This window comes from Rhodospirillaceae bacterium, assembly GCA_018662005.1.
GTDB lineage: Bacteria > Pseudomonadota > Alphaproteobacteria > Rhodospirillales > JABHCV01 > JACNJU01.
Window position 1 is genome coordinate 161,676 of record JABJHA010000002.1, and the last position, 15,977, is coordinate 177,652.

At 55.1% G+C, this 15,977-nt stretch carries 11 protein-coding genes; 3 read left to right on the forward strand and 8 right to left on the reverse strand.

Going from position 1 to position 15,977, the window contains the following annotated elements; genetic code table 11:
- The first annotated feature begins 7 nt into the window (after window positions 1-7).
- From HOL66_00725 to HOL66_00735, 3 genes are read left to right on the forward strand one after another with little or no spacing between them, the layout of a single operon-like run.
- Entirely contained in the window at window positions 8-1,546 is a 1,539-nt protein-coding gene (locus HOL66_00725) for a trimethylamine methyltransferase family protein (protein ID MBT5242748.1), read from the forward strand.
- Complete coding sequence (locus tag HOL66_00730) at window positions 1,546-2,748, forward strand: pyridoxal phosphate-dependent aminotransferase (GenBank protein ID MBT5242749.1); 1,203 nt, start codon at window positions 1,546-1,548, stop codon at window positions 2,746-2,748. The genes HOL66_00725 and HOL66_00730 overlap by 1 nt, the downstream gene beginning before the upstream one ends.
- A gap of 16 nt (window positions 2,749-2,764) precedes the next feature.
- Window positions 2,765-4,018, forward strand: a complete 1,254-nt coding sequence (locus tag HOL66_00735; protein MBT5242750.1) for an aminopeptidase P family protein — start codon at window positions 2,765-2,767, stop codon at window positions 4,016-4,018.
- Window positions 4,019-4,026: 8 nt separating this feature from the next.
- Here the strand turns inward: HOL66_00735 and HOL66_00740 are convergent, their stop codons facing one another.
- The 8 genes from HOL66_00740 to HOL66_00775 all read right to left on the reverse strand — a co-directional run bounded on the left by HOL66_00740 (window position 4,027) and on the right by HOL66_00775 (window position 15,967).
- A complete protein-coding gene (locus tag HOL66_00740; protein MBT5242751.1) occupies window positions 4,027-6,453 on the reverse strand; it encodes an FAD-dependent oxidoreductase in 2,427 nt (808 codons plus the stop codon).
- 74 nt (window positions 6,454-6,527) lie between these two features.
- A complete protein-coding gene (locus HOL66_00745; GenBank protein ID MBT5242752.1) occupies window positions 6,528-8,657 on the reverse strand; it encodes an ABC transporter ATP-binding protein in 2,130 nt (709 codons plus the stop codon).
- A gap of 3 nt (window positions 8,658-8,660) precedes the next feature.
- Window positions 8,661-9,500 (reverse strand): ABC transporter permease, encoded by an 840-nt coding sequence (locus HOL66_00750; protein MBT5242753.1) that lies wholly within the window; start codon window positions 9,498-9,500, stop codon window positions 8,661-8,663.
- 67 nt (window positions 9,501-9,567) lie between these two features.
- Complete coding sequence (locus tag HOL66_00755; GenBank protein ID MBT5242754.1) at window positions 9,568-10,500, reverse strand: ABC transporter permease; 933 nt, start codon at window positions 10,498-10,500, stop codon at window positions 9,568-9,570.
- A 103-nt stretch (window positions 10,501-10,603) separates the two neighbouring features.
- Entirely contained in the window at window positions 10,604-12,313 is a 1,710-nt protein-coding gene (locus tag HOL66_00760) for an ABC transporter substrate-binding protein (protein ID MBT5242755.1), read from the reverse strand.
- A 401-nt stretch (window positions 12,314-12,714) separates the two neighbouring features.
- A complete protein-coding gene (locus HOL66_00765; protein ID MBT5242756.1) occupies window positions 12,715-13,671 on the reverse strand; it encodes an NAD(P)-dependent oxidoreductase in 957 nt (318 codons plus the stop codon).
- A gap of 10 nt (window positions 13,672-13,681) precedes the next feature.
- Window positions 13,682-14,869, reverse strand: coding sequence for a mandelate racemase/muconate lactonizing enzyme family protein (locus HOL66_00770; GenBank protein MBT5242757.1), 1,188 nt, complete (start codon window positions 14,867-14,869; stop codon window positions 13,682-13,684).
- A gap of 18 nt (window positions 14,870-14,887) precedes the next feature.
- Entirely contained in the window at window positions 14,888-15,967 is a 1,080-nt protein-coding gene (locus HOL66_00775; GenBank protein MBT5242758.1) for a Zn-dependent alcohol dehydrogenase, read from the reverse strand.
- Window positions 15,968-15,977 lie beyond the last annotated feature (10 nt).

Consider the following 15,977-nt stretch of genomic DNA (forward strand, 5'->3'; position numbering starts at 1 on the left):
CAAACCTGTGGCAAAACGAACCCGAGCACGTGCGAGAACCGGGAACCGAAGAGAAAGCGGCGAAAGTTTTCAGCAACTACCCTTCAGGCAACCACAAAACCCCTATCAGCCATTTAATATTATTTCCGACGATGAAGTTGAAGCGCTGCATAACAAATCCCTTGATGTTCTCGAAGAGCTTGGTATCAATTTCCTGCTTGAAGAAGCACGCGATATTCTAAAAGCCGCCGGTGCCGATGTTCGCCCTGGCGATCCCTGCGTACGCTTTGATCGGGGGCTGATTGAAGCATCCATTAAAACCACACCCAAACAGTTCACCGTACACGCTCGTAACCCTGCCTATAATATGGAGTACGGTGGAAATTATACGGCGTTCTGCCTGGTCGGCAGCCCGCCCAACGCCACCGATATGGACAACGGTCGCAGGCAGGGGAGCTTTAATGACTACTGTGATTTTATTCGTCTTGGCCAAAGCCTGAATATCGTCCATCAGATCGCCGGGTATCCGGTCGAACCGACCGATATTGCTCCCCCAATTCGTCATCTCGTTGCCGAACAGGCGCTGATAAAGCTGTCCGACAAAATCGGTTTCGGATATTGCCTGAACCGCCAACGGATCAGGGATTCCATTGAAATGGTTCGCATTGGCCGCAACATCAGCGAGGAGCAACTGAAGAACGAACCTTCGATTTTCACCGTCGTCAACGCCAATTCACCACGCCAGTATGACGTCGCCATGTTAAGCGGCATCATCGAAATGGCGCGCATGAACCAGCCGGTCATTATTACCCCGTTCACGTTGGCCGGCGCCATGGCCCCGGTAACAATGATTGGCGCTATCGTCCAGCAAAATGTTGAAGCGCTTGCCGGCATCGCCTTTTTGCAGATGGTCAATCCTGGCGCCCCGGCACTGTACGGAGGTTTTACCTCAAACGTCGACATGCGCACCGGCTCGCCGGCATTCGGCACCCCTGAATATTCCAAGGCGGTTTTGATCGGCGGCCAACTGACACGGCGCTATGACATTCCGTATCGCTCATCAAATGTCAACGCATCAAATGCGCCGGACGCGCAGGCGACTTACGAGTCACAAATGTCACTATGGCCCTGCATGTTGGCCCACTGCAACATGGTCAAACACGCTGTGGGATGGCTTGAGGGCGGCCTTGCCGCATCATTTGAAAAAGCCATCATTGATGCCGAAATGCTGCAAATGATGTCCGAGTTCATGAAACCGCTCACCGTCAATGACGATGAAATGGCCATGGAGGCGATGCGCGAAGTCGGCCCCGGCGGCCATTACTTCGGCTGCGCCCATACCATGGAACGTTACGAAAATGCCTTTTACACCCCAATTCTGTCTGATTGGAGCAATTTTGAGAATTGGCGTGATAAGGGTTCCATTGATGCCACCACGCGGGCCAACACAATCTATAAGAAATTGCTTGAGGACTATCAGCAACCGCCCATGGACAAGGCTATAGAAGATGAGCTGGACGCCTTTGTTGAGCGTCGCATCGCCGAGGGCGGGGCCAAAGAAGATTAATGACTGACCTTAGCAACGTACTGGACAGCTTCCAGCCATCGGCGATCAGTGTCATCTTCACGTTGACCAGTCGGCTTAAGGAAGAAGGCCGTGACATCATCGACCTGAGTATCGGCGAGCCGGATTTCCCAACCCCGGACCACGTCAAGCAAGCCGCCATTGACGCCATCAACGCCGACTTCACCCGCTACACACCGGTCGATGGCATCAGCACCCTTAAAGAGGCCATCAGCAACAAATTTCAGCGTGATAACAATCTCGAATATGGCCCCGACCAGATCGTTGTCGAGGCGGGTGCAAAGCCGCTGCTGTTCCATGCCATGCAGGCCATCCTGAACCCGGACGATGAGGTCATCCTGCCGGTGCCGTGCTGGGCATCCTATACCGGCATGGTGTTGCTCGCCGGTGCCAAACCAGTGCCGGTTCCCTGCCGTGAGGACAGGCATTTTAAATTACAAGCCGATGATCTGGAAAGTGCCATCACAGACCAGACCCGCCTCATTTTGCTTAACTCACCAAGCAATCCAACCGGTGCGGCGTATAACGCAGATGAATTGAAAGTCCTGACCGATGTCCTGATGCGACACCCGCAGGTGTGGATCATTGCCGATGATATTTACGAGCATATCGTATTTGACAATTTTGCCTTCACCACACCGGCCCAGATTGAGCCCGCTCTTTATGACCGCACACTAACCATCAACGGCGCTTCCAAAGCCTATTCAATGACCGGCTGGCGCATTGGTTACGCGGGCGGCCCGAAGAAGCTGATTGCTGGCATCACCAAGGTGCTGTCCCAAAGTGTCGGCAACCCCTGCTCGATCAGCCAAGCCGCGGCCGTTGCCGCCCTTGAAGGACCACAGGATTATCTTGGCGAACGGGCGGCCTTGTTCAAAGAGCGCCGCGATTTTCTTGTTGAACGACTGAACACCTTCAATGGCCTTACATGTCACGCGCCGGAAGGGGCTTTTTACCTGTTTCCATCATGTAAGGGACTGATCGGCGGCCACACCCCCGAAGGGGCGACAATTAACAGCAGCACTGATCTTGCCAGTTACCTGCTGGAAAGTGCCGGTGTCTCCGTGGTGCCCGGTGCGGCGTTTGAATTCGATCCCAATATCCGGATCTCCTACGCCACCTCAATGGACAATCTGGAAATCGCCTGTGACCGGATGGAACAAGCCTGTAGAGAGATCACCTGAACAAAGGAACCCTTCCATGCCCATCAATGCCGCCGATGCTGTTTATAACAAGGGTGCGCCACGCCAACATGGCGCCATGGAATTCAGCGACTGCCCGGTTGATTTGGACAGTGTTCGCCTGTACCGGCTTGGCCGGATACGTGACGAATTAAGAAAAAAGGATTGTGGAGGTGCCTTGCTGTTCGATCAGGTCAACACACGTTACGCCACCGATTCGACGAATATGCAAATCTGGTGCTCCCATTACGAAACGCGCTGTGTCTTCATCGCCACGGACGGCCCGGTGGTTTTGTTCGATTACTCCAACCTGCCCCATCTGGCCGCAGAATTGCCGACCATCGACGAATACCGGGTGATGCCATCATTCTATTATTTCGCCGCCGCAGAATACGGCCACGAGCGGGCCAGGGAATTTGGCAACCAGATCGCCGATTTGATGAAACAGCACGGGGCGGGCAACAAGCGACTGGCCGTTGACAGGCTTTCGCACATGGGCACCGATGCCATTCGTTCCCACGGCATTGAACTTTTTGATGGTTTGGAAATTACCGAACAGGCCCGCATGATCAAAAGCGCCGACGAACTTGTGCTGATGCAACGAGCCATAGAGGTGTGCGAAACCGGCATGAAAGCCATGCACGACGCCATGGTTCCCGGCATTACCGAAAACGCCTTATGGGCAAAACTGCATGAAACAAACATCGCCCTGGGTGGAGAATGGATTGAAACCCGCCTGTTATCATCCGGGCCACGCACCAATCCGTGGTTTCGCGAATGCTCCATGCGCCCTATTGAGCCCGGCGATATGGTCAGTTTCGATACCGACCTGGTCGGCCCCTATGGCTATTGCGCCGACATATCGCGTTCCTGGCGTTGCGGTGATGGCAAACCTGATGATGAACAACGCCGCCTGTACGCCAACGCTCATGAACAACTTCATCATGACATGGCATTGCTGAAACCGGGAATGAGCTTCCGTGAGGTCATTGAAAATGCCTGGCCTATTCCTGACGAGTTTATGTCCAACCGTTACACATGCCTGCTTCATGGGGTCGGACTGGCCGATGAGTATCCGTCCCTTAAACACCGCATCGATTTTGAAAAGAAAGGCTACGACGGATACCTCGAGGAAGGGATGACCGTTTGCGTCGAATCGATGATCGCCAGCGAAGGTGGCCGCGAAGGCGTCAAACTTGAAGAACAGGTGTTGATTACCAAAGACGGGGCCAAAGCCATGTCATCCTACCGCTTCGAGGAAGACTGGCTTTAGCAAATTAATTAGCCCCGCATTCGTTCGGCGTCAGGATCAAAAAGCGGTTCGCTTAACAGTTTTGCGGGGCGTTTGACGCCCAGGATTTCGATCTCGAAGCCGTCACTCCCGTCTGCCAGACCAACAGGGATATAGCCAAGCGCCACCGATTGATCCACATGGTGGCTAAAGCCGCCAGATGTGATCCAGCCGACCACATCCTCCCCGTGCCAGATCGGTTCGTCGCCCAATACGTCGGCGTCATCGGCGTCAATGGTAAAGGTGACAAGCCGCCGTTCAGGCCCATCGGCCTTTTCACGGGCCGCAGCCTCGCGGCCTATAAAGTCGTTTTTACCCAGATCGATAAAGCGTCCCAGCCCGGCCTCGAAGGGTCCATAGACGGGCCTGTATTCCGTCGCCCAACCGCCGAACCCTTTTTCAAGACGCAGGGAATTCAGGGCACGACTGCCAAATAATTTCAGTCCGAATTCTTCACCCGCCTGCATCAGCAAATCGAATATCTGGGCCTGGTATTCAGGCTTCATCCAGATTTCATATCCCAGATCGCCGGTAAAGGTCAGGCGTCCGACAAGCGCCGGATACATACCTAAATCCATCTCACCTATAGACATGAAGGGAAAAGCGGCCGTCGAGACATCCGTAGCGGTAACCTTGGCCAGTAATTCCCGGGATTTCGGCCCGGCGATCGACAAGCCAACAAGACCAAGCGACAACGCCTCTATGTGCACGTCGCTTCCCTGGCTGTGCACTTTGAACCAGCGCATGTGGTATTCTTCGGCGATGCCGGAACCAAAAACCATAAAGGTTTCACCGTCAAGATTAGCAACCGTAAAATCACCGATCAGCTTGCCCGCCTCGTTCAGCATGGGCGAAAGCAGGACGCGGCCCGGTTTGGGCAGCCGGTTGGCGAGAACCTTTGAAATCCAGGCTTCGGCATCGGGGCCGGTGACACGGTATTTGGCGAAAGACGACGTTTCCATCATGCCAACCGCCGATCGCACCGCCGCACATTCTGCCTTAACCGAAGCCCAGGCGTTGGAGCGTTTGAAAGTCGGGGTTTCGTAAGGGGTTTCGCCCTCTGGCGCGAACCACTGGGCACTTTCCAGGCCGTATGCGGAACCGAAAACCGCATTATTCTCTTTCAGGCGATCATAGACTGGCGTCACGCGCAGGGGCCGACCGGCGGGGCGTTCCTCGTTAGGATAAACGACCGAAAAACGGTTTGAATAATTTTCACGCACCTTGGCGTTGGTATAGGCCATGGTCGTCCAGTCACCGTAACGCGAAACATCCATCCCCCATACATCGAAACCCGGATCGCCGTTAACCATCCATTCCGATAACGCCAGCCCGACGCCGCCGCCCTGGCTGAACCCGGCCATCACCGCACAAGCGCACCAGTAATTCTTCAGCCCCCGGACAGGGCCAATGATGGGATTGCCATCGGGTGCAAAAGTGAAGGGGCCGTTGATAATCTGCTTGATGCCCGCATTTTCAAAGGCCGGGAAGTGAGAAAAACCAACTTCCAGTGATGGCGCGATGCGATCAAGGTCGGGTTGCAGCAGTTCGTGGCCGAAATCCCAAGGAGTCTCGCGTTCAGCCCAGGGCACACAGGCTTTCTCGTACGTGCCCATAAGCATACCTTTGCCTTCCTGGCGCAGATAAAGTTCACCTTCAAAATCGATAGCGTGCTTGATCTCCTCGCCCTTGGCCTCGTTATGGGCGGTCACCTCTGCCATTTCCTCGGTCAGCAGGTACATGTGTTCCATCGCCAGAATGGGCAACTCCAGCCCGACCATGCGCCCGACTTCGCGCGCCCACAGGCCACCCGCGTTGACCACATGGTCGGCGTGAATGGTGCCTTTGTCGGTGACCACATCCCAGGTGCCATCCGGACGATGCTGCAAGTCTTCAACCTTGGTATGACGATAGACTTCCGCACCGCCCACACGTGCCGCCTTGGCAAAGGCGTGTGTCGTGCCCGAGGGATCAAGATGGCCTTCCGTCGGGCTCCACATGGCGCCAACAAAATGCTTCTTGTCCATCAGCGGAAAAATGTCGGCCGCCTCGTCGACGGAAATAATGTCCATCTCCTCGCCAAGATATCGGGCGCGGGCGCGCGCCATCTTCAACCAGTCGAGACGTTCCTGGGTTCCCGCCAGCATCACACCACCGGTCAGATGAAGGCTGCAGGATTGCCCGGAAATTTCCTCAATTTCCTTATAAAGCTCAATGGTATAGCGCTGGAGTTTGGCAACGTTAGGGTCGCCGTTAAGGGTATGAAAACCGCCTGCCGCATGCCAGGTCGAGCCTGATGTCAGCTCATCGCGCTCCAGCAGCACAACATCTTTCCAGCCTGCTTTCGTCAAATGATACAGAACGCTGCAACCAACGACGCCGCCGCCAATGACGGCGACTTGCACATGATCTTTCATCGGTATTTCCCTTACCCCTCGCGATGTCTTTTTGCCGTTTCACCTGAGCATTAAGTGATGTCACATGGTGGATTTTAAGGTTCCGCCGCGCCGGCAGTGGGAACGGAATGTTGATCAGAAACCTTAATCACCGGTTCAACCTCGCGAAGTTCATCCATAGGTATATGGCAGGCAATGCCATGGCGATCTGCGTTAAACTGCACGGGTGGCGGTTCGTTGTCGCAGATTTCGCCGATCCTGCGTTGGCAGCGGGTCGAAAACGGGCATCCCTTCGGCGGATTGAGCGCGCTGGGCAGGTTGCCTTCCAACACGATGCGCCGTTTCGTGACTTCCGGATCGGCGATCGGCACGGCCGACAGCAGCGCCTCGGTATAAGGATGATAGGGCGGGCTGAACACTTCGTCGGTGGTGCCACGCTCCACCAGCAGGCCCATATACATGACGACGACCCGGTCGGCCAGATACCTGACGGCGCTCAAGTCGTGGCTGATAAACAGCAACGTCGTCTGGTTTTCGCGCTGGATATCGGTCAGCAGTTCAGTAACGGCGGCGGCCACCGATACGTCAAGCGCCGAAATCGGTTCGTCGGCAATGACCATGGCCGGGTTGCCGGCAAACGCCCGGGCGATACCGATGCGCTGCTTCTGCCCACCGGAAAGTTGCCGCGGCTTGCGGATGGCGAAATCACGCGGCAGCTTAACGACATCAAGCAACTGCAGGACTCTTTCCTGGATTTTGACAGGATCGGTCTCGACACCGAATTTCTTGATCACCCGGCCGATTTGGGCACCGATGGTTAAGCTGGGGTTGAGGGTGTCGTTGGGATTTTGGAAGACCATCTGCAAGTTGCCTAGCTGACCCGGCGTACGGCTTTGCACCGGCAGATCACCAATATTGACGCCGCCCATAAGGACTTCGCCATCGGTCGCCTGTTCCAGGCCCATCAGGACCTTGGCGAAGGTTGACTTGCCGCAGCCCGACTCGCCGACGATAGCGACGGTTTCGCCGCGCCCGGCGCGGAAGGTTATATCCTCGTTGGCTTTGACGTGGCGCACACCTTCACCCGAAATCATTGCCGCCATTGAGGTGTCGCGGACCTCGTAATATTTCTGCATGGCATCGACTTCAAGCACCGTCTCGCCAATTTCCGCCGGTGGCTTCGCCTCGCTCACGGAAATCAACGCATCGTGGTCGATGCTGTTCCACAATTCGCAGCGGACCCGGTGCGCCGAATCTTCGTCGGTGTGGACAGCGGTCATTTTTACCAGTTCATTATCACAGGTTCCGGCCTCGAAGAAATCACAGCGCGGACCGAAGTAGCAACCGGTGGGACGTTCGTGCGGCAGCGGCAACTGCCCGCGGATGGCCTTCAAGGGACGTGCGTTCTTGTCGGCATGGGGCAGTGGAATACAGCCGAACAGCCCGTGCGTATAGGGGTGCTTGGGCCAGGAAAAGATCGAATCGATGTGTCCTTCCTCGACCACCTCGCCGGAATACATGACGCAGATGCGGTCGCAGACCTCAAGCATCAAACCCAGATTGTGTGAAATATAAAGCAGCGACGTATTGAACTTTTTGCTCAATTCGGCGATTAACTCGACGATGCCCGCCTCGACGGTGACATCAAGCGCCGTCGTCGGTTCATCCAGCAGCAACAACGACGGGCTCGACAACAGCGCCATGGCGATTACCACACGCTGCTGCTGGCCGCCTGAAATCTGGTGCGGGTAGGCATCCATGACCCGCTCGGGGTCGGGCAAGTGGACATCGCCAAGCATTTGAACACTGCGCTTGAAGGCCTCGTCACTGGATGCGCCCTCATGAGTCATCGGCACTTCCATCAACTGGCTGCCGATGGTGAGTGACGGATTGAGCGCCGCCATCGGCTCCTGGTAGATCATGGCGATTTCCGAACCGCGAATATTTTGCAGTTCTTCACTGCTAAGGGTCGCCATGTCGCGGCCCTTGAACTTGACGGTGCCGCCGACGATATCGCCGTTGCCGCCCATATAACGCATGATCGCCATGGCCACGGTCGACTTGCCGCAGCCCGACTCACCGACCAGTCCGATGCTTTCACCCGGGGCCAGGGTCGCGGAAAAGTCGACAACGGCGGGAATTTCACCGGCTCGGGTGTAATAGGACAGACACAGGTCCTCTATTTCCAGGACCGGGCCATCGTAACTGTTTGCAGAATCTGGCATAGCTTAATCCCTCAGTGAAACTTCACGCAAGCCGTCGGCGAGCAGGTTGAAGCCCAAAATCAACGATGAAATAGCGATGCACGGAAAGATCGTCATATGCGGGAAGATCATTGCCATCTTCCGCGTTTCATTGATCATGCCGCCCCAATCCGGGTCTGGCGGCGGCAGACCAAGTCCCAGGAACCCCAACACGCCGATGGTGATGATGACGTAGCCTAAGCGCAGACAGGCATCGACGATCAGCGGCCCGCGCGCGTTCGGCAAGATTTCCACCAACATAATATACATGGGGGATTCACCGCGCGTCTGGGCGGCGGCGACGTAATCGCGGTTTCGCAGGTCGAGCACCAGTCCGCGAACGATACGCATGATGCCTGGGGCGCTGGCGAAGGTGATGGCGATGATGATGTTGATGCCGGAGGAACCGATGGTGGCAATGATGATGATGTAGAGGACAAGCACCGGGAACGACAGGATGATGTCACTGATACGGGACAGTAAGATATCCCACCAACCCAGATGATAGCCAGCCGCCAGCCCCATCAGAATGCCCAGCGTATAGGCGCATAGCGTCGCCAGCGGCGCATAGAACAAGACCGTTTGAGAGCCAAAGATAATGCGCGACAGAATATCGCGGCCAAGATGATCAGTGCCGAGCCAGAAGGTGCCGCCCTGGGCGTAGACGGTGCCGGGTTTGGCCATGGGTTGCAGGGTGGCCAGCGGATCGAAGGGGGCAATGAGCGGTGCCAGGATGGCGATGATGACCCAGAACAGGACCAATAGGGCACCGACCATGCCGGGTGTGCTTTCACGCAGCAGTGCAAAGGACTTGAGCGCACGCATAAAGGCGGCTCCTGGGGTCGGCGCTGGGGTGACGGTTTCGACGATATCTGTCATCTTTCATCCTCCCTCAGGTGAAGCGAATTCTGGGGTTAAGATAGGTATAACCGATGTCGGCGATGGTCTGGCTGGCGACGGCGACGAACACGGCGACCATGGCACAGGCCTCGATAACGAAGATATCCTGATTGAGCGATGCCTCCAGCAGCAAGGCCCCAAAGCCTTTGTAGGCGAAGAAGAATTCGACAACGATAACCCCCGACAGCAACCAGTTGATCTGCAGCATAATCACCGTGAAGGGCGCGATCAGCGCATTCCTGAGCGCGTGCTTCATGATCACCTGTCTGTACGGCAGGCCCTTTAGCACGGCGGTGCGGATATAGTGGGTGGTCATCACTTCAGCCATAGACGCCCGCGTCATCCGCGCGACATAGCCAAAATCATAGATAATCAGCACCATTACCGGCAGAATCATTTGTTTGACATCGAAGCCGCTGGTCATTGACGACGTGCCCGGCAGCCATTTCAGGCCGAATACGAATATGGCCGACAAAAGGACGGTGCTGGCGAATTCCGGAACTGATGTGGTGATGATCGAGCCTATCGAAATGACGCGGTCCAGTCTGGAGCCCTCGCGCATGCCGGCCAACACGCCAAGAATGAGCGATAGCGGGATCATGATGGCGAAGGTCCAGAACCCCAAGATCGCCGTGTTCCACAGACGCGGCCACAAAACTTCGGATACCGGCACCCTGAAGCGCACGGAATCGCCAAATTCCCCGCTCAGGAAATTACCCAGCCAAGACCCATACCGGTACCACAACGGTTCGAAATAGCCGTGTCTTTCAAGCCACAACTGACGCGCTTCTTCAGATGAATAGGGCCCCAGAACCTTGGTCGCGACGTTGCCCGGCGAAAACTCGAGCAACATGAACAGCAACATCGACACCACCAGCATGGTCAGTATCATAAAACCTATACGCTTGCTGATCATAATCAACATGAGGATGTTATCCTTAGTCTCAACCGTCGTAACAGGACACCGCGCTCACCGGCATTTCTTGTAAAGAAATGCCGGTGGCGCTTTTTGATGCTCGAAAATCAAGTCAGGAATCAATCCAGACTTTGTTCCATTGGTGATAGTTGGTCGGGTGAATTCCTAAATTCTGGACCTTGTCACTGGCCGCCGTCATCACCGAACGGAAGTACGGCTGGATCATGATGGCGTCGTCCTGCAGGCGTTTTTCAACCTTCGCCATAATTTTATGGCGCTTGTTGATATCCACCGTCGATTCTGCCTGGGTCAGCAAGTCATCAAATTCCTTGCTGGAATACTTGGCTTCGTTCCACGGCACACCGGTGCGGTAAGCGACGCCGAGCAACATGGTGCCAAGTGGCCTATGCGTCCACACCGTCAGGCTGAAGTCCGCCTTGTCCCAGACATCCCAATACTGTGCAGCAGGCATGACATTAACGTTCACGTTGATTCCTGCTTCGGCTAGATTCTGCTTCAGCACGATAACCTGATCCGTCTCCCACTGGCCATTGGTGTTGCCGACATTACACGTAATGTCGAGACCACCGCCATGTCCGGCATCAGCCAAAAGCTGTTTGGCCTTGCCAACATTGCGCTTGATCTTGGGTAGCGGCGCGTAATCGGGCTGGCAGCCACAAACATGGTGATTTTCTGCAACCATACCACGGCCCTGGTGAGCGGTTTTCAACATCTGCTCGTTATCGGCAGCCAGTTGCATCGCCTGACGCACCCGAATGTCTTTATAGGGCGCTCTTTCGGCCTGGATACGCATGCAGCCGGTTTGTGCCGTCGTTACCTCATGCACCTTAACGCCCGGCATGGTCTCGGCGGCGCCGAGCAGCGTCAGGTCGAGCACATACATAGTATCGACCTGGCCCGAAGCGAGTGCCGCAAGGGAAGCGGCAGAGTCCTGCCCGGTGTCGATGTAGTGAATTTCATCAAGGAGTGGGTCTTCGCCCCAATACTTGAAACCACCACCACGGCGTTTCAGGATCGCAATTTCACCAACCCTGAATTCGGCCAGCGTATAAGGACCGGTGCCAAGATCAGGTGTCTTGGTAATGTTGGCACCTTTTTCGGCAAAGCTGCGATGCATGATAACAGCCGGGTAATGGTACATTTTTTCGGGGATCGACAGATCCGGCGAATTCAGGTGAATGCGAACGGTGTAAGTGTCAACCTTCTCGACAGAGCCTTCGATCATACGCTTGACCTTGATCGCCTTGCCGTCTTTGTCCTTACCGTCTTCTTCCTTAAGCATGGTGTTGAGCATACCGACCATGGAAGAGCCGACATTAGGGTCGAGCCAGCGCTTGATGTTGACGATGACATCGTCGGCGGTCAACTCGTCGCCGTTACCAAACTTGACGCCTTTGCGAATATGGAACGTCCATGTTTTCAAGTCATCTGAGGGCACCCATTTTTCAGCCAGATAGGGCCGGGTCACGTTATCGGAACCGGTGATCGTCAGATATTCAGCCATCTGCCGCGTGACGTTGGATTTTTCAACCCAGTCATAGACTGCCGGGTCGGACATGTCCTGAACCTGCATGGCGCAACGGATGGTGCCGCCTTTTTTCGGGGTCGCGGCTTCGGCGCTGGAAATCAGGCTTGGAAGTTCATTGCTGAATGTATCGGTAAATGAATAAGCGGCGGCGGCGCTAAGTCCCAGAAGCGTGGTTGTGCGCAGGAATTCCCTGCGGTCCACTTCGCCTTTTAGAAATTTGTTCTTGAGGTCCGCTACTCTTGGGTGTACGCGACCCTGTTTTTCATGGTCCATCTTTGTCTTCGTCATAACTCCCCTCCCTAGGCTTGTTTTTGATGCTTTCATTAAAGAAGCTCTATGTAGACGTAGGACAGGTGATCGCATCGTTAGTTTATCTAACTTAAACGATCCTGAATTTAAGAACTTCTCCCGTTTTTTTTATAATGATAATGCTTTGTTACGTATCAGGGCATGATAACCCTTCAACCGCATTATTCAAGGTTACATATATTTTTCACAGCATTATCAATTGCGACCTTGCCATCCTCAACAGGCACGGAGAAATATAATATTCCCATTGCGACAATCCTTATTCCCTACCCGTCCTGCATTATCATCGTTGATAACAAAGATTGCGAGTGGGGATAGTATTGTGATCTCTGGTCACGTTTTTACACTGTCTTGCCAAAAAAATTCTATTGGGCCTTAACAACAACTTCATGCCCTGCTTCCTCTGTTTCCGTATCGATCATTTCTGGCGGGAAGCCAGGGGCACGCAAGTCCATCTCGCAAGCATCTTCAAGGCGTTTGACGATCATCGATGACCAGGCCCGTGATCCGTATTTTTCCTGCCCCTGTTTAAAAATGTCGAGCACCTTGGGGGAAATTTCAAGGGGAACCCCGGCCCGCTCTGCTACGCTTTGGAACAGCGTCATATCCTTGATTACAAGATCCATGGTGAAGTTGATATTGTAGCTGCCATTGAGAATGACCTGACTTTCAGTTTCATGTACGAAGGAGTTGCCAGAGGATATGCGGATCGCTTCAAACGTCGTGCTCATATCCATACCGGCCTTGGCAGCGGTCATCATGGCCTCGCCCAGCGACACCAGATGCACAGACGCCAGATAATTGGTCACCACTTTCAACACCGACGCAGAGCCCAGGGGGCCAGTATGAAGAATACGCCTACCCATGGCGCTGAGTGCTGGCAAGGCGCGCTCGAAGGCGGCGCGTTCACCACCCGCGAAGATGGCGATGTTCCCCGTCGCGGCCCTGTGACATCCACCTGATACCGGCGTGTCCATGGGCGTCGCCCCCGTGGCGATGACCTTTTCGGCCAGGCGCTTAACTTCGGCCTCGTCAGTGGTGCTCATCTCGAGCCAGATTTTCCCCTCCCCCAACCCGGCAAGGATACCGTCTTCGGCCTCCATAACGGCGGCGCTGGCTGCCGGGGACGGTAAACAGGTGATGATCATGTCAACCGCTTCGGCCATTTCCTTCGGGCTTTCAGCCCAAGTGGCGCCGTCGTCCAGAAACGGTTGGGCTAAATCCCGATCAAGATCGCGGACCGTCAGATCAAAGCCATTCCGCAGCAAACTTCCGGCCAATTTACCACCGACATTGCCAAGCCCGATGAAACCAATTTTCATGATGTTCTCCTTAAAGAGGGTCTTCCGACATTTCCAGGTGCAGTTTGTCGTCTGTATAAGGGTTGGCCAAGGCGACCTCCTCATTCAACTCGACACCCAGTCCTGGGTCTGTGGGTGGAATGACGTAACCATCTTCCCACTGGATTGGTTTTTTCAGAATTTCAGCGTGAAACCCGCCCCATTGCTGAATGCTTTCCAGGATCAGAAAGTTTGGCGTGCAGGTGCTGATTTGAATGTTTGCAGCCCCTTCGATCGGCCCGCAATAAAGATGCGGTGCGATCTGTGCATAGTAAGTTTCGGCCATGCCCGCGATTTTCTTGGCTTCCAGAATGCCACCGCAACGGCCCAGCGCCAGTTGCAGGATCGAGGCTGCCTGATCTTCCAGTACCCGGGCGAATTCATACTTTGTCGTCAGCCGTTCGCCGGTTGCAATCGGGATCGTCGTTTGACGGGCGACGCGACCCATCTCAGAGGTGTTTTCCGGCGGCGTCGGCTCTTCAAACCAAAGTGGATCGTAAGGTTCCAACTGGCGCGCCAATCGAATGGCGCCCGCTGTTGTGAATTGACCATGGGTGCCAAACAACAGATCGGCCCGGGTTCCAACGGCCTCACGAATTTTCTTCACAAATTCAACAGAGCGGGCAATGTCATCAAGCGAGGGCTGACGGGGATCGTAAACACTGTAGGGTCCAGCCGGATCAAACTTCACCGCCGTAAAGCCTTGCGATACGTATTCCAGGGCGCGCTCGGCGGAGCGATCCGGATCGGCGTAGAAGGTCGTCGCATCCTCGTCCTCGTGCGGGTACAGATAGGTGTACGAACGGAGCCGGTCACGCACCATACCGCCCAAAAGCTCGTAAACGGGCTTGTCGACATCCTTTCCGATAATGTCCCAACACGCCATTTCGATGCCGCTTAGAACACCCATCACCGAAACATCCGGCCGCAAGGTGTATCCGGCCCCGTAAACATTTCGCCACAAGCGTTCGATCTTGAAGGGATCGTGGCCAATGACATGACGGGCGCACACATCTTCAATCATTTTGGCAATAACGTGGGGGCCGAAGGTCGCCGCGTAAACTTCACCGACACCTTCAATGCCGCTATCGGTTACCAGCTTCAGGAAGATGAAATAGCGACCGCCAAAATGTGGTGGTGGATTCCCAACGACAAACGTTTTGACTTCAATAATCTTCATACTCTTAACCCTTACCGGTCAAAAAACAATCACGTTACGCAGGGCCTCGCCGCGCCTCGCCGACGCGATGGCTTCATTGATATCTTCCAGTGGGTAGCGTCCCGAAATCAGCTCATCCAGCTTCAGGCGACCCTGCTGGTACAAGGTGACGAGATAGGGAATATCAATCTGGACCCGGCCGGAGCCCATCTTGGAGCCCAGAATGCGCTGGCTTTGATCGGCGATGTTGCCGGGCTCGAATTCAGACATCACACCATTTTCCGGCATCCCCACCAGAACCACCGCCCCCGTTGATCCCATCAGGGCGTAGGCGCTATTGATGGCGACGATGGAGCCAACCGTAACAAAGACATAATCGGCACCGCGTCCACCGGTCAACGCCCGAACCTGACTGACAATATCTGCATCGCTTGCGTTGATCGCGTGAGTTGCGCCAAATTCCTGCGCCGCTTTCAGTTTATCTGCTGAAACGTCAATGGCGATAATGGTCGCAGCCCCACTGATCCTGGCCCCTTGCACACTGTTAAGGCCAACGCCACCGGTGCCGATAACAACAACACTGCTGCCTGTTTCAACCGCTGCCGTATTAACCACGGCGCCAAAGCCCGTGAGCACCCCGCAAGCCAGCAATGAGGCGCTATCCAGGGCGACACTGCGGTCGATGGCGACGGCCTGAGAGTCGTGGACAACAACATATTCCGCAAATCCGCCGGTCCTGAGACCATGCTTCAGGACATCGCCATTAGCGGTTGAAAGCGGGCTTTGCTGATCAAGATGAAAAGTCGTCTCGCAAGCCACCGATGCCCCTTGTGAACAGTAGTGACAATGCCCGCAGGAGCGGATCAGGGTGACCACCACATGATCACCCGGGGTCATGCTTTCGACACCATCGCCGACACTCTCGACAATTCCTGCTGCTTCATGCCCGTATACGGCGGGAAGATCACCGCCCCAACCACCGTCCATAAAAATGATATCACTGTGACAGATGGCGCAGGCGGCAAGTTTGACTAGGACTTCACCCGGCCCCGGTGAGGCGATCGCGACGTCTTCGATTTGAAGAGGATCGCCAAACTTTCGACAGACAGCAGCTTTCATTTATTTGTTC